At 65.4% G+C, this 14,196-nt stretch carries 13 protein-coding genes; 7 read left to right on the top strand and 6 right to left on the bottom strand.

Annotation, left to right across the window (positions count from 1 at the left end):
* Positions 1–34: 34 nt before the first annotated feature.
* On the bottom strand, positions 35–940 hold the full coding sequence (locus FHR95_RS01000; protein ID WP_183313029.1) for a LysR family transcriptional regulator: 906 nt from the start codon (positions 938–940) through the stop codon (positions 35–37).
* Between the two features lie 171 nt (positions 941–1,111).
* Here FHR95_RS01000 and FHR95_RS00995 point away from each other — a divergent pair, with 171 nt between their 5' ends.
* Together FHR95_RS00995 and FHR95_RS00990 are read left to right on the top strand one after the other, a co-directional pair.
* Positions 1,112–1,813 (top strand): CoA transferase subunit A, encoded by a 702-nt coding sequence (locus FHR95_RS00995; RefSeq protein ID WP_040186628.1) that lies wholly within the window; start codon positions 1,112–1,114, stop codon positions 1,811–1,813.
* Between the two features lie 73 nt (positions 1,814–1,886).
* The gene (locus FHR95_RS00990) at positions 1,887–2,549 is read left to right on the top strand and encodes a CoA transferase subunit B (protein WP_040186629.1); all 663 of its coding nucleotides are present in this window, start codon (positions 1,887–1,889) and stop codon (positions 2,547–2,549) included.
* Positions 2,550–2,730: 181 nt separating this feature from the next.
* Here the strand turns inward: FHR95_RS00990 and FHR95_RS00985 are convergent, their stop codons facing one another.
* The 3 genes from FHR95_RS00985 to FHR95_RS00975 form a co-directional block, all read right to left on the bottom strand.
* Positions 2,731–3,498, bottom strand: a complete 768-nt coding sequence (locus FHR95_RS00985; protein WP_040186630.1) for a VOC family protein — start codon at positions 3,496–3,498, stop codon at positions 2,731–2,733.
* A 145-nt stretch (positions 3,499–3,643) separates the two neighbouring features.
* Positions 3,644–3,907: a GrxA family glutaredoxin gene (locus FHR95_RS00980; RefSeq protein ID WP_040186631.1), complete on the bottom strand. Its 264-nt coding sequence runs from the start codon at positions 3,905–3,907 to the stop codon at positions 3,644–3,646.
* A 132-nt stretch (positions 3,908–4,039) separates the two neighbouring features.
* The gene (locus FHR95_RS00975) at positions 4,040–4,858 is read right to left on the bottom strand and encodes an inositol monophosphatase family protein (RefSeq protein WP_040186633.1); all 819 of its coding nucleotides are present in this window, start codon (positions 4,856–4,858) and stop codon (positions 4,040–4,042) included.
* 136 nt (positions 4,859–4,994) lie between these two features.
* On the opposite strand from FHR95_RS00975, the gene hybE reads away from it, so the two are divergent.
* Positions 4,995–5,426 (top strand): [NiFe]-hydrogenase assembly chaperone HybE, encoded by a 432-nt coding sequence (hybE, locus tag FHR95_RS00970; RefSeq protein ID WP_183313028.1) that lies wholly within the window; start codon positions 4,995–4,997, stop codon positions 5,424–5,426.
* A 125-nt stretch (positions 5,427–5,551) separates the two neighbouring features.
* Complete coding sequence (locus FHR95_RS00965; protein WP_040186637.1) at positions 5,552–6,322, top strand: 3-hydroxybutyrate dehydrogenase; 771 nt, start codon at positions 5,552–5,554, stop codon at positions 6,320–6,322.
* Positions 6,323–6,408: 86 nt separating this feature from the next.
* On the opposite strand, the gene FHR95_RS00960 is transcribed toward FHR95_RS00965, so the two are convergent.
* A complete protein-coding gene (locus FHR95_RS00960; RefSeq protein WP_183313027.1) occupies positions 6,409–6,948 on the bottom strand; it encodes a response regulator transcription factor in 540 nt (179 codons plus the stop codon).
* Between the two features lie 43 nt (positions 6,949–6,991).
* Positions 6,992–8,263 carry an ATP-binding protein gene (locus tag FHR95_RS00955; protein WP_183313026.1) on the bottom strand — a complete coding sequence of 424 codons (1,272 nt, stop codon included), beginning with the start codon at positions 8,261–8,263 and terminating at the stop codon, positions 6,992–6,994.
* Positions 8,264–8,432: 169 nt separating this feature from the next.
* Here FHR95_RS00955 and FHR95_RS00950 point away from each other — a divergent pair, with 169 nt between their 5' ends.
* The 3 genes from FHR95_RS00950 to FHR95_RS00940 are packed head-to-tail and all read left to right on the top strand — an operon-like array spanning position 8,433 to position 14,188.
* Positions 8,433–9,686, top strand: coding sequence for an efflux RND transporter periplasmic adaptor subunit (locus tag FHR95_RS00950; RefSeq protein WP_183313025.1), 1,254 nt, complete (start codon positions 8,433–8,435; stop codon positions 9,684–9,686).
* Positions 9,683–12,835 carry an efflux RND transporter permease subunit gene (locus tag FHR95_RS00945; protein ID WP_183313024.1) on the top strand — a complete coding sequence of 1,051 codons (3,153 nt, stop codon included), beginning with the start codon at positions 9,683–9,685 and terminating at the stop codon, positions 12,833–12,835. Before FHR95_RS00950 ends, FHR95_RS00945 begins: the two co-directional genes overlap by 4 nt.
* Before the next feature lie 30 nt (positions 12,836–12,865).
* Entirely contained in the window at positions 12,866–14,188 is a 1,323-nt protein-coding gene (locus tag FHR95_RS00940; protein ID WP_183313023.1) for an erythromycin esterase family protein, read from the top strand.
* Positions 14,189–14,196: the final 8 nt, after the last annotated feature.

Raw genomic sequence — 14,196 nt, 5'->3', positions numbered from 1 at the left:
AATGGATCGGCCACGAGCTGCCCAGCGGTCGGGGTCAACGTCGCGTGGCGAGCCCGGGGGTTCGGATGGTCTCGGCAAGCACCTGCTGCAGCGCCAAAGCGGCCACCGACAGCTCATGGGTGTTCCAGGTCAGCACACCGACGTCACGCTCGATCACCGGTTCCTCGAGGGGCACGCAGACGGCACCGAGTTCCTGCATCTGGTCGATGCACAGCGACGGAACCGCGCTGACGCCCAGGCCGCTGGCGACCATGCGTCCCACGGTCGCCAGCTGATGGCACTCGAAGGTGGCAGGCAAGGTGAGCCCGCGACTCACCAACGCCTGTTCCAGCAGTCGACGCACCATCGAGGGGCGCTGAAGGGCGATGAAGTCGCGCGTCATCAGGGTTGGCCAGTCGAGCCTCTCCCGTCCGGCGAGGCGCGAATCGGCCGGCACCACGGCAACGAAGCGGTCGCGAAACAGCGGGGTGAAGGAGAGGCTGCCGGTGGCCTCCGGCTCCAGCACCAGCCCCAGTTCCACCTGGCGCGCGCGCACCATCTCGATCACCTGCTCGTTGATCACATCATGCACCGTGACGTTGACCCGCGGATGGCGCTGTCGGAACACACGCAGCGCGGGAGGCAGCAGGTTGCTGGCAAAGGAGGGCATGGTGGCCACCGCCAGACGGCCGAGCTGAAGGGTGAAGCGCTGGCGTAGCAGCTCCTCGGTGTTGTCCCACTCGGCAATCAAGCGCTTGGCCAGAGGGACCAGCGACTCGCCTTCCGGGGTGAGCCTCACGCTGCGGGTGCTGCGGATCAGCAGGCGACCGCCCAGGCTTTCCTCCAGCCCCTTGATTGCCAGGCTCAGGGCCGGCTGAGAGAGGTGGAGGTGCTCGCAGGCTTGAGTAAAGCTCAGGGTTCTGGCCACGGCGAGGAAGGCGCGCAGTTGCTTGACGGTCATGGCATGCTACCAAGGTCCAATTTATTGGCAAAACAGATCAATCGATAAATAAAACAAACTTAACAAATATATTGGCAGCGGCAACACTGGCCTGACATTCTGCGCACTCATTCTGTAACCCACTCCACCACTCATTCCACCACTCACTCCACAACAACGCGAGGCGCCATTATGGCCGGATTCGACAAGCGTGTGACTTCCTACGAAGAGGCAATGGACGGCATCGAAAGCGGCATGACCGTGATCGCGGGCGGCTTCGGTCTCTGCGGCATCCCCGAGAACCTGATCGCCGAGATCAAGCGTCGCGGTGTCAAGGACCTGACGGTATGGTCCAACAATTGCGGCGTTGACGGCTTCGGCCTGGGCCTGCTGCTCGAGGACAAGCAGATCAAGAAGTTCTATGCCTCCTACGTCGGTGAGAACGCGCTCTTCGAACAGCAGATGCTCAACGAGGAGATCGAGGTTGTGCTCACTCCCCAGGGCACGCTGGCAGAGAAGATGCGCGCCGGCGGCGCGGGGATTCCCGCCTTCTATACCGCCACCGGCTACGGTACGCCAATCGGCGAGGGCAAGGAGGTGCGCGTGTTCAATGATCGCCACTACATCCTCGAGGAGTCCGTGGTCGGCGACTTTGCGATCGTCAAGGGCTGGAAGGCCGATCGCTACGGCAACGTCATGTACCGCAGCACCGCTCAGAACTTCAACCCGATGGCCGCCACCGCCGGCAAGATCACCGTGGTCGAGGTCGAGGAGATCGTCGAGCCAGGCGAACTTGCGCCTGACCAGATCCACACCCCGGGTATCTATGTCGATCGCATCATCCAGGGTAGCTTCGAGAAGCGTATCGAGAAGCGCACCGTTCACCAGGGCTGACGGCGGCACGTGACTCCGATAGCCGGCTCCGAGGGGGCCGGGGCTTCTCCACCGAACACATAGAGGCAACAAGATGGCACTGACTCGCGAACAGATGGCAATGCGCGTGGCGCGCGAACTGGAAGACGGTTTCTACGTGAACCTGGGCATCGGCATCCCGACACTGGTGGCCAACTACATTCCTGAGGGCATCGATGTCATGCTGCAGTCCGAGAACGGCCTGCTGGGCATGGGGCGCTTTCCCACCGAGGAGGAAGTCGACCCGGACATGATCAATGCCGGCAAGCAGACCGTCACGGCACGCCCGGGCGCGGCAATCTTCTCCTCGGCGGAATCCTTCGCCATGATCCGTGGCGGTCACGTGGACCTGACCGTGCTGGGCGCCTTCGAAGTCGACCAGAACGGCAACATTGCCTCCTGGATGGTGCCGGGCAAGCTGATCAAGGGCATGGGGGGTGCCATGGACCTGGTGGCAGGTGCCGAGAACATCATCTGTACCATGACCCACGCCTCCAAGCATGGCGAATCCAAGCTCCTCGAGTCCTGCAACCTGCCGCTGACCGGCGCCGGCTGCATCAATCGGGTGCTGACCGATCTCGCCTACCTGGAGATCAAGGATGGCGCCTTCCACCTCAAGGAGCGCGCGCCCGGCGTCACCGTCGACGAGATCAAGGCGTTGACGGCCGGCAAGCTGGTTGTCCCCGACCATGTGCCGGAGATGACCTTCGAGGCCTGATCGGCCTGTCGTTGGCAAGGCGTGCGGCCCGGACTTCCGTCCGGGCCGCTGTCATTTCAGGCCTCGACGTCGTTGTCGAAAAACTGACCATTTCGCATCAGCCCCCCTGACATCACGCGTCCGTCCTCCTGTCCGGCGATGATGCACAGCGTTATCCACAGATTCTGTGGACGACCGGCAATCAGGAGAGTTCGCAGCGAGTGTGGTGAGGCAGCAGCAACTCGGCAGCACGCTCCTGGTTGGCGCTGACCTGCTTCTGGACGAGGGCGAGCCCCCCGAGGGCGACGCGATGCTCGTCGCCCTCGGCGAAGGCCAGGCGTCGAGAACTGGTGGCATAGAAGCGGTAGTCGAGCAGCGGTGAGACTGGGAACAGACCGTGATGCCGATCGCCGCTGCCGGTGAGGCCGGTCTGCTGCAGTTGGCGGTCGAGTTCGACGATATCGTGCCCCAGGCGCTGGCAGTCGAAGCCGACGTGATGCATTCGCGGTCCCATCACCGAGAGCCAGCCGGCCAACGGGTGAGCCTGGTGCAGTGCCTGGTAGGTGTCCCAGTCAGGCATTGGCCAAGGGCGGCCGTGGCACAGCAGCGCCTGGCTGCGGGCGTCGCGGGGATCCGCGTTGCCGACCAGCCGCTGGAGGCGTTCTCGCGGCCTGCGCGACAGGGTCCCGAGCTGGAGTTCAGTGAGCAGTATCCAGGCGCCGTCGTCCGGTGCGGTGAGCAGGGTGGCCAACAGGCCGCGATCGGCCATGGCGTAGCGCTGCTGCGGTCGATAGCCATAGCGCACGAGGGTCGGCAAGATGGCCTCCATGGCCCAGGGGCCATGGTTGAGCGTCAGCAGGGCCAGATACTCTGCCGGTGCTTCCACGGGCCATAGCCGCAGGCCGCCTACGTCCGGATGCTGGTGGATATAGTCCAGCCATAGCTGCTGGACGAACTCTTCCCGTTGCATCGTGCCGTTGTCCCTCTGTCGTGATGCCCGTTGCGCTCCTGCACGCCGCCAGTATAGGCAGCAGGTGCGCAGCGGCATTCAACGCGGGGAGGACGCTCGTTATGGTGCGATCTTGACCGTGGACAAGGGGGGACAGGAACGCGCTTCAGGCTTCCAGCAGGGCCTCGTCACGCACGTAGCGGTCGAACTCGGTGAAGCCGCCGACATGGGTCTGGTCGAGGAAGATTTGCGGCACGGTATGAACCGGCTTGCCGATGGTCTTTTCCATGTCGGCCTTGGTGATGCCTTCGGCGTGGATATCGACATAGCGATGGCCCTCGATGGCACCGCTACGCTCGAGCTGGGCGGCGAGGGCCTTGGCCCGGTCGCAGAACGGACAGGCGGGGCGACCGAAGATGACAACGAACATGCGGCGACTCCTTGCACGGTAAGGTGCGTGAAGAGGGATCGGGAAAAGTTGGCTGGCTATTGTGACGGAGCGGGCGATCTTTCGCCAATAGTTACCCCCTTGCGGGATGATGACGCCCGTCTATCGCGCCATTCACAGGTCGACCTCGCCGGCATCCGCCCGGCGCAGCAGGTCGCCAAGTGCGCCATGCAGGCGGGGGCTTGTCACCAGCAGGTTCTCGCCGTAGAGATCCTCCGGGATTCCCGCCGGGCCGGGATAGAGATGCCCGGTGCGAGCGCCTGCTTCCCGGGCGATCAGCCAGCCGGCGGCACAATCCCAGGGAGAGACACTCTCGTAGTAGGCATCCAGTCGGCCACAGGCCACGTCGCACAGGTCCAGGGCCGCCGAGCCGTTACGGCGCACGTCCTGGCAGTGGGCCAGCACGGCGCTGAGCCGGCGCATCAGCGGCGGCCGGCTGTCACGACGATAGGGGAACCCCGTCCCTACCAGGGCATGGGCCAGCTCGCCCGTGCGACTGGCATGGATCGTCTCGCCGTTGCACCAGGCTCCCTGGCCGTCAAGCGCGGTGAAGGTCTCGCCCAGAAAGGGGGCATGCACCACCCCCAGGCGGGTGCGGCCCTGTCGGGCCCAGCCGATGGATACCGCCACATGGCGCAGGCCATGGGCGAAGTTGACCGTCCCGTCGATGGGGTCAACCACCCACAGGGCATGGGGACTGGCCAACACCTCGCGATCCGGAGCCAGCTCCTCACTTAGACGAGCCTCCCCGGCAAAATGCTGCTCGAGGCGTTCGCCGATGCACGTATCCACTTCCACGTCGGTATCGGTGACCAGCTCATGACCGTGCTTGTAACGATGGCCGAAGACCTGACGCTTGCGGGCCTCGATGATCATTCGGCCGGCCTCGTGGGCGATGTCGACGGCGATCTCCAGTCGCTGGGCGGGGGTCATGGTAGCTCCTCGGCAAGGGGTCGACGTTCCATGCTAGCAGCTCGCCATCAGCCTGCCGACGTTCGGAGGCGAAGGCCTGGTGCGAAGACCATCGCGTGGCGACTATACTGGCGCCCTCACTACCCCGGAGACCCTCATGCAGGCCCTGACCGCCGACCAGTATGCCCGCTTGCGACAGCTCGCCGAGGCCTGGCGTGACTGCCACCTGAAGGCCGCCAAGCGCGAGCCCCACTTCAACCCGCGGCTAGGTGTGGATGCCCTGTGCTTTCAGCCCCACGCGTATGAGGAAGATCGCCAAGGGCTGCTCGGTGCCCTCGTCACTCCCGTCTCGCTGTCGTTGGTGCTGGTCCCCGACGAGCCGGATGTGCTGCGCTCGGCGGAGCAGTTGATCCTGTCACTGCCCTCCGGCGCGTATCCCTTCGTGCGCGAATTTGTGAGCGAGGCGAACGGGTGGTGGCGCTGCGAACTGCTCGACGATCTCTCTGATGTCGGGTCTCTCCAGGCGGGCAGCCGTCTCGCCCAGCAACTCATGGAGCGCGTCATGACCCCGGCGACCGAAACCCCATGAGCGGATGACGCGCTGCGTCATTCGCCTTATGCTGGTGACCAGGACCGATAACGCCAAATCCGCGGCCCGTGTACGGGCCTTACCGGCGCCGTTCTGGCCCGGTTCACCGCACAGAGGAGTCATGCATGACCGCCAACGCTTCCACCCCCCGCGTCGCCCTGGTCACCGGCACCAGCAGCGGCATCGGCGAGGCCGTGGTTCGCCATTTCTGCGAACAGGGTCACCAGGTGCTGGCCGTGGACTTCAATCCGGCAGGCAAGGAGGTTGCCGAGCGGGCAGGGGCCGCCTTCTTTCAGGCCGATCTGACCGATGGCGAGGCCTGCAAGGCGGCGGTGGCCGATGCGGTCAAGCGCTTCGGGCGTGTCGACATCCTGGTCAACAACGCCGGCGTCCAGCACGTCTCGCCCATCGAAGAGTTCCCGGAAACCAAGTGGCGTCAGATCATTGACCTGATGCTCACCGCGCCCTTCCTGCTCACCCAGGCTGCCTGGCCGTCCATGCGCGAGAACGGCTGGGGGCGCATCGTCAATATCGCCTCGGTCCATGCCCAGGTGGCGTCGCCGGGCAAGTCGGCCTATATCAGCGCCAAGCACGGCATGATCGGGCTGACCAAGACCGCCGCGCTGGAGGGCGGCAGCCAGGGGATTACCGCTAACGCCATCTGTCCGGCCTACGTCAAGACGCCGCTGGTCGACAACCAGATTGCCGACCAGGCGAAGATGCACGGCATGCAGGAGCAGGAAGTGATCGAGCAGATCATGCTCAAGAATGCCGCCGTGAAGCGCCTTATTGAGCCCGCTGAGGTGGCCGAACTGGTGGGTTACCTGGCCTCCGATCTCGCCGGCGCCGTTACCGGGGCCAGCTGGAATATCGACCTGGGTTGGACGGCCCAATAAGCGCCGAGCCACAAGCGCCAAGCCGCCAAGGAATCCTGTTGGGATGTTTTCCTGCAGCTTGAGCCTCGGCTTGGCCGCTTGCAGCGTTAGCGTCTCACCGGCCGCTTCTGCAGCTTGCGCTGTAGGGTGCGACGGTGCATCCCCAGGGCACGGGCGGTCGCGGAGATGTTGCCGTCATGCTCCTGCAGCACCTTCTGGATGTGCTCCCAGGTGATGCGGTTGATCGACGGCGGATTGTCGGCGACTACGGTCTCCGGGTCGCCCTCCGCGCGTGACAGCGCCCCTAGCACCTCATCGGCATCCGCCGGCTTGCAGAGGTAGTTGACCGCCCCCAGCTTGATCGCCTCCACGGCGGTGGCGATACTCGAGTAGCCGGTCAGCACCACCACGCGGCATGCCGGCACGATCTCCAGCAGTTCCGGGAGCAGCTTCAGCCCCGACTCGTGTTCCAGCTTGAGGTCCAGGGTGGCCAGCTGCGGCTGGTGTCGGCGCGCCAGGAAGAGGGCCTGGGCGGCATCATGGGCGACCAGCACCTTGAAGCCTCGTCGGCTCAGGGCGCGGTCAAGGACATGGCAGAACATCTCGTCGTCGTCGATGATCAGCAGGCGTTCGGCGGTCTCTTGCATGTTGTCCTCTCGGCGGGTCATGACGTCATGCGGCCCTTGGTTGTCAGGGGCCAGGCTGGCTGCGCGGCAGGGTCACCTCGGTCAGGGTGCCGCCCTCCGGGTGATTGTACAGGCTCACTCCACCCCCGAAGCGATTGATGGTGGCATGCGTCAGGAACAGGCCGATGCCCAGCCCCTTGCTCTTGGTGGAGACGAAGGTCTCGCCGAGCTGGTCGGCGATCGACATCGCGACACCGGGGCCGTGGTCGCGTATGTCGATAATGACCTCGTCGCTGTTCCAGTCGAGGCGGATGGTGACCTCGTCCGGATTGGCATCGGCGGCGTTGTTGAGCAGGTTGGTGAGTGCCTGGTCGAGGGTGGCATCCACGGCCAGCCAGGGATGTCCGCGCCGCTCGGCGACCTCCAGGCGGTGACTGACATCGGGGCGCAGCACCAGCCAGCGTTGCACCACCCCGGCCAGCCAGAGCTGGGCGTCGCGGACCTCCGGCTTGGCCATGCGTCGCCGGTCGGCATTCTCCACCAGATGGCGAAGCCGCGACTTGCAGGTATCGACCTGCTGGCGCAGCAGCTCGATATCCTGCATCAAGCCCGGGTGGTCCTTGGCCTCCTCGCGCATTTCGCTGAGCAGCACCGCCATGGTGGACAGCGGGGTGCCAAGCTCATGGGCGGTGCCCGCCGCCTGGGTGGCCACGGCCAGCACCTGCTCGTTGCGCAGGGCCGCCTCACGGGTGCGTGAAAGGGCCTGGTCGCGACTGCGCAGGGCGCGCGCCATCTTGTAGATGAAGAAGGTGACCAGCCCTGCCGAGAGGGCGAAGTTGAGCCACATACCCAGCACGTGAAGGCTGAGGGTTGCCCCGCCATGTCCCTGGGCAAATTGCGGCACCGGTTGATATACCACCATCAGAGCGCTGTAGGCCGCCATGGAAGCCGCAGCGATCACCCAGGCATGCCGCCAGGGAAGCGTGGCCGCGGCGATGGTGACCGGCACCAGGTAGTAGTTGATGAAGGGGTTGTGGGAGCCGCCGGTAAAGTAGAACAGCAGTGTCAGGCCCGTCACGTCGATCAGCAGATGGAGCAGATATTCGCCGTGTGTCACCGCCCGGGGTCGGCCCATGCGCCACCAGGTGGCGATGTTGATCATCCCCATGGCAACGATCACCGCGATCACGGCCGGCACCTCCAGCGAGAAGCCCAGCAACTCGATGCCGATGATGATCGCGGCCAAAAAGCCGGTCCAGGTGATGCCACGCACGATGGTCAGGCGCACCAGGTTGCGATTGGGCGTGGACAGCGGCAGGGGCAGGGCGGCTGGCATGGCGTCTCCGGACTAGGCGTTGGCCCGATGATACCCGATACGGGGGACACTATGCCCGGGTGCGCCTGCCCCTGAGGCACAGTGTCGCCCATCGGCCACGGGCGCCGACAATCGCCTGTCGATGGCGGTATATTGGGTCCTGTTGATATGACCGGTGGACCCCAGCCTGATGCTCAAACGTCTGCTTCCCCTGCTGATCCTGGCCCTCGGCGTGGTGGCCTTTGTGTGGCTGCGCGCGACCCGGCCGGAGAGCGCGAGCGTCACGCCGGAGGAGCGCAGCTGGCGTGTCGAGACGCTGGTGGCCGACCCCGGTCGCCATGCCCCCACACTGCCGCTCTACGGTGAGATAACGGCGCCCGAGATGCTGACTGTGGTCGCGCCGCTGGCCGGGCGGATTGCCGAGCGACCGGTGCGCGACGGACAGCGGGTCGCTCGCGGCGACCTGCTGGTGGCGCTGGACGAGGCGGATGTGCGCCCGCCGTTGCGGCAGGCAGAAGCCGACGTGGCGGATCGTCGCGCTCAGCTCAAGAACGAGCAGATACGCCATGAAAGCGATCTCGCCACGCTGGCGCGCGAGCGCGAACTGCTCGCTACCGCCCGCCGCCAGTGGGAGCGCACGCGCGCTCTGGAAGAGCGCAACCTGGCCTCCCAGGCTGATCTGGATGCGGCCCGCAATGAGCTGGCCCGGGCGCGGGTCACGGTTGCCTCACGCGAACGTGCCATCGCCGAGCACCCGGCCCGCCTCGAGCGCCTGCAAGCTGGCCTGTCGCGTGCCCAGGCCGGCCTGGCGGCCGCGCAACGCGATGCCGAGCGTAGCCGCGTCGAGGCGCCTTTCGACGGCATCGTAACGCGCATACGGGTTGCCCCGGGCGATCAGGTGGCCGCCCGTAGCGAACTGCTCAGCGTCTACCCGCAGGAGGGCCTGGAACTGCGGGCGCGCATCCCTCAGCGATACCAGGACGAACTGCTCGATGCCTTGGCCGAGGGCAGGCGGCTCGAAGCCACCGCTGAGCAGGGAGCCCGTTTCGTGCTGGTGGGGCTGGCGGGGCAAAGCGACCCCGCTGGGACAGAGGCGATCTTTGACCTCGAGACCAGCGAGTCTGGGCTGCGTCCCGGCAGTCTGCTGGCTGTCTCGCTGGCTCGGCCTGCAGTACCCGACAGCCTGCCGGTGCCCGACAGCGCCCTGTATGGCAATGATACGCTCTACCTGAAGGATGAGGCGGGACGGATGCGTGGCCTGACGGTGACCCGTCACGGCGAGGTGGTCCGTGCCGATGGGGAGCGTTGGACGCTGGTCAGCAACGCGTCGATCGGCGAGGGCGACCGGGTGATCACCACGCACCTGCCCAATGCCATTCAGGGCCTGCTGGTCGAAAGCGTTGACGCCGGCGACGACGATGACGACACGCGAGGGCGGCCGTGAGCTCGGGTCGTGGCGTGATCGGCTTTTTCGTCCATCACCGGGTCGCGGCCAACCTGGTCATGCTGATGATGCTGCTCGGCGGGGTACTGGGGCTGTCACGCATGAACATCCAATTCTTCCCCACCTTCGACCTGGACGTGGTGAGCGTGCGTACGGTATGGAGCGGCGCCTCGGCGGAGGACATCGAGCAGGGCATCACCATACCCCTCGAGCAGCGTCTGCGCAGCATCGACGGTCTCAAGCGCATGACCTCCACCTCGGCACAGGGTGTCTCCAGCATCACCCTGGAATTCACCGAGGGCAGTGATCCCATTCTGGTACTCGACGATGTCCGTCAGCAGGTCGACGAGTTCACCAACTTGCCGGCCGATGCCGAGGTGCCTCGCGTTGCCCGAGCCGCCCGCTACGAACCGGTCGCCCGCTTGCTGGTGCATGGTGAGGTGAGCCACGAGGAACTGCGACATCTGGCTCACCGCTTCGAGGACGAGCTGCTGCAACGCGGCATCGACCGGGTGGAGATCAGCGGCTTGCCCGAGCAGCAGATCAGCATCGAGGTACCCGCGGAGCGACTCCAGGGGCTGCAGCTGAGTCTCGCGGAGATCGCCGAGCGCATCCAGGGCATGTCCCGGGATCTGCCGGCGGGGCTTCTCGGTCAGCAGGACAGCACGCGTGAGCTACGTGCCGTGGAGCAGCGCCGCGACGAGCAGGCGTTCGCCGACCTGCCGGTGATCAGTGGCGAACGGGTGCAGCTGCGGCTGGGCGACATCGCCACCATCCGCCAGGAGTCCCGTGAGCAGCAGGTTACCCTCAGCCGTGGCAACAATCCGGCAGTGGAGTTGATGCTGCAGCGGAGTGAGAACGGCCACTCGCTGGTCGCCGCCGAGGTCCTGGAACGCTGGCTGGCGGAGACCCGTCCCCAGCTGCCGCCCAGCGTGGCGCTGGAGGTCCATGACGAGACCTGGCAGCTGATCGCTGACCGTATCTGGCTGTTGATCAGCAACGGCCTCGGTGGCCTGCTGCTGGTGTTGCTGCTGCTGTATTTTTTCCTGCCCGCCAGGGTGGCGCTCTGGGTGGCCATCGGGATTCCCACCGCCTTCATGGCCGCCATGGCAGTGTTCTGGGGCATCGGTGGATCGATCAACATGATGTCGCTGTTCGCGCTGATCATGGCGCTGGGGGTGATCGTCGACGACGCCATCGTGGTGGGTGAGGACGCCGATGCTCACTTCCGCATGGGGGAGCCGGCCCGTCATGCCTCTCAAGGAGCGGCCCAGCGCATGATCTGGCCGGTGCTGGCCTCGTCGTTGACCACGGTGGCCGCCTTCATGCCGTTGCTGCTGGTTGGCGGGGTGATCGGCAACATCCTCGGCGACATTCCGGTGATCATGATCTGCGTGCTTATCGCCTCGCTACTGGAGTGCTTCGTGGTGCTGCCGGCCCATCTGCGCAATGCCTTCGTACCGGCTCGAGTCACGCGGCGTCATCCGCTGTCGCGACCGCGTGAGCGTTTCGAGGAGGCCTTCGAGCGCTTCCGCGAGGGTCCCTTTCGGCGCTTCTCGGCGCTGACCCTGCGCCACCGAGCCGCCACCCTGGCATCGGCCGCGGCGGTGGTGCTGTTTACCGTGGGCCTGCTGGCCGGCGGACGCCTGGCCTTCAACTTCTTCCCCACCCCTGAGCCCAATGTGCTCTATGCCAATGCCAGCTTCGTGGCGGGCACCAATCGCGAGCGTGTCGATGAGTTGCTGGCGCGCATGCAGGTGGCACTGGACGAGACCGAGCAGGCCCTGGGCGGCGAGCTGGTGCAGCACGCCGTGACTCGCCACGGGGCGACGCTGGCCAGCGGCCGGCAGTCACGCAGCGGTGACAACGTCGGTTCGATCATGGTGGAGCTGACCGCGTCCGACGACCGCGACGTGCGTAACGTCGAATTCATTCGCGCCTGGCGTTCGCGCATCGCCGAGCCCGCAGGGCTGGAGAACCTCACCATCAACGAGCGTACCGCCGGCCCACCGGGCAAGGACGTCAATGTCCGTCTGACCGGTGAGCAGGCGGGTGCCCTCAAGGCTGCCGCCGAATCGCTGTCCCGCTCGCTTCGCGAGTTGCCGGGCGTGCTGGATACCGAGGATGACATGCCATGGGGGCGTGAGCAGCTGATCTACGAGGTCAACGCGCAGGGAAAGGCGCTGGGACTGACTACCGCAGATCTCGGTCGCCAGCTCAGGGATGCCTTCGACGGCCGGCTGGTGCAGATCTACCAGGATGGCGCCGACGAAATCGAGGTCAGAGTCCTACTGCCGCGGACGCAGCGCGAGAGGCTTTCGACTCTCTCGCAGTTCACCGTGCGTGTTCCGGACGGACGCTTCGTCCCCCTCGACCAGGTGATGACCCTGGACCATCGCCAGGGTTTCGAGGCGTTGCGCCACGCCGACGGCCGTCTGGCCGTGGAAGTCACCGCCGAGCTCGATACCGAGATAACCTCCGCCGACCGCGTCCTGGATGCCGTCTCCGCCGAGGTGTTGCCAAGCCTGGCCAGTACCTATCGTCTTCGCTACAGCTTTGAGGGGCGGGCTGCCGACCAGCGCGAGACCTTTGCCGACATGCGCACCGGGCTGATGATCGGCCTGGGGCTGATGTACGTGGTGCTCGCCTGGGTCTTCGCCTCCTGGAGCCTGCCGCTGATCGTCATGGCGATCATTCCTCTGGCGCTGGTCGGAGCCCTGCTCGGGCATTGGCTGCTGGGTCTCGACCTGACCATGCTGTCGCTCTTCGGTCTGTTCGGGCTCTCCGGCATCGTAGTCAACAACGCCATCATTCTGGTGGCCTTCTACCGCCAGCAGCGTCGCAAGGGGCTGGTCATCGAGGCTGCGCTCAACGAGGCGGTGGTGCAACGCGTGCGCGCCGTGCTGCTGACGTCGCTAACCACTATCGGAGGACTCATGCCGCTGCTCTTCGAGACCTCGTTGCAGGCGCAGTTCCTGATTCCCATGGCGGTCTCCATTGCCTTCGGCCTGGCGTTCTCGACCCTGTTGGTGCTTGCCGTGATCCCGGTGCTGCTCAGCTACCTTGAGCGACTTCGTGAGCGTCTGGGGCATTCCCCTCAGGCACAGCCCGTGTCATCGGGCGACACGGGGACTAACCTTTCGGAGTAGGTTGCGACATTTTCGAAGAGGAGGTGCCTGATGACGACGCCGCTGGGCTGTGTTCGTCAGTTTGGTCTGCGGCTGGACGGTCGCGAAAGCGATCATGATGCGCTGCTGGAGCAGGTGGCCGAGCGTTCCTTCGTGCTGCTCGGCGAGGCCTCGCATGGAACGGCCGAATTCTACCGGCTGCGAGCCGAGATCAGCCGGCGACTGATCGAGGAGAAGGGCTTCGAGGCAGTGCTGGTCGAGGCTGACTGGCCCGATGCGTTACGTCTCGACCGCTACGTGCGTGGCGGGAGCGAAGATGCTCTGGACGTCGCCTTCGAGGATTTTGAGCGTTTCCCCCACTGGATGTGGTGCAACCATGAGGTGCGCGATTTCATCGCCTGGCTGCGTCAGCACAACGCCGGCCAGCCTCTGGCGAACACGGTTGGCTTCCACGGTATGGATCTCTATAGCCTGCACCGCTCGGCCGAGGCGGTGATCGATTACCTTGAGCGCGTCGACCCCGCGCAGGCCGAGATCGCCCGCCGAGGCTACGCCTGTCTCGATCACCGCGGTGATCCCTTCCACTATGGACGTAACGTGGCTTTCGGCTTGAGCCCTTCCTGCGAGCGCACGGCCGTAGGCTTGCAGGTCCGGCTGATGGAGCGGGCCTCCGAATATCTCAAGGCGGATGGGCGTCGGGCCGTCGACGAGCAGTTCTTTGCCGAGCAGAATGCCCGGGTGGTGGTCAATGCCGAAGCGTATTATCGCGCCATGTTCGGGGCTCGGGTGGATACCTGGAACCTGCGCGACGCGCATATGACCGAGACCCTGGCCGAACTGCATGATCACCTGCGGCGTCAGGGGGGAAGTGGCAAGGTGGTGGTGTGGGCCCATAATTCCCACCTGGGTGACGCTCGTGCCACCGAGATGGGCTGGCGCCAGGGACAACACAACGTCGGTCAGCTGGCGCGAAAGCGCTTCGGTGCCGAGCGGGTGATGCTCGTAGGATTCACCACCCATACCGGTCATGTCACGGCTGCTCGCGACTGGGAGGGACCCGCCGAGCATCGCTGGGTCCGTCCTTCGCTCGAGGGCAGCATCGAGCGGCTCTTTCATCGAAGCGGCCTCGACCGTTTCTATCTGCCGCTCTCGCCGGCGCGAACCGAACCGCTCAAGGAACCTCTGCTGGAGCGGGCGATCGGGGTGATCTATCGGCCTGAAACGGAACGCGGCAGCCACTACTTCCAGGCCTGCCTGTCAGAGCAGTTCGATGCGCTCTATCACCTGGACGAGACCACGGCCGTCGAACCGCTGGCACCTGGATCGAGCTGGCAGCCTGAAGCCATCCCCGATACCTATCCCTTCGGGGTCTGAGGGACAAG

This window comes from Halomonas fontilapidosi (assembly GCF_014192285.1).
Taxonomy (GTDB): Bacteria; Pseudomonadota; Gammaproteobacteria; order Pseudomonadales; family Halomonadaceae; genus Halomonas; species Halomonas fontilapidosi.
This window is presented reverse-complemented; position numbering and strand designations above follow the sequence as displayed.

What these genes read in the sequence shown, in the direction of transcription:
- FHR95_RS01000 (WP_183313029.1), bottom strand. Translation starts at nt 940, where the DNA reads ATGACCGTCAAGCAACTGCGCGCCTTCCTCGCCGTGGCCAGAACCCTG.
- FHR95_RS00995 (WP_040186628.1), top strand. Translation starts at nt 1,112, where the DNA reads ATGGCCGGATTCGACAAGCGTGTGACTTCCTACGAAGAGGCAATGGAC.
- FHR95_RS00990 (WP_040186629.1), top strand. Translation starts at nt 1,887, where the DNA reads ATGGCACTGACTCGCGAACAGATGGCAATGCGCGTGGCGCGCGAACTG.
- FHR95_RS00985 (WP_040186630.1), bottom strand. Translation starts at nt 3,498, where the DNA reads ATGCAACGGGAAGAGTTCGTCCAGCAGCTATGGCTGGACTATATCCAC.
- FHR95_RS00980 (WP_040186631.1), bottom strand. Translation starts at nt 3,907, where the DNA reads ATGTTCGTTGTCATCTTCGGTCGCCCCGCCTGTCCGTTCTGCGACCGG.
- FHR95_RS00975 (WP_040186633.1), bottom strand. Translation starts at nt 4,858, where the DNA reads ATGACCCCCGCCCAGCGACTGGAGATCGCCGTCGACATCGCCCACGAG.
- hybE (WP_183313028.1), top strand. Translation starts at nt 4,995, where the DNA reads ATGCAGGCCCTGACCGCCGACCAGTATGCCCGCTTGCGACAGCTCGCC.
- FHR95_RS00965 (WP_040186637.1), top strand. Translation starts at nt 5,552, where the DNA reads ATGACCGCCAACGCTTCCACCCCCCGCGTCGCCCTGGTCACCGGCACC.
- FHR95_RS00960 (WP_183313027.1), bottom strand. Translation starts at nt 6,948, where the DNA reads ATGCAAGAGACCGCCGAACGCCTGCTGATCATCGACGACGACGAGATG.
- FHR95_RS00955 (WP_183313026.1), bottom strand. Translation starts at nt 8,263, where the DNA reads ATGCCAGCCGCCCTGCCCCTGCCGCTGTCCACGCCCAATCGCAACCTG.
- FHR95_RS00950 (WP_183313025.1), top strand. Translation starts at nt 8,433, where the DNA reads ATGCTCAAACGTCTGCTTCCCCTGCTGATCCTGGCCCTCGGCGTGGTG.
- FHR95_RS00940 (WP_183313023.1), top strand. Translation starts at nt 12,866, where the DNA reads ATGACGACGCCGCTGGGCTGTGTTCGTCAGTTTGGTCTGCGGCTGGAC.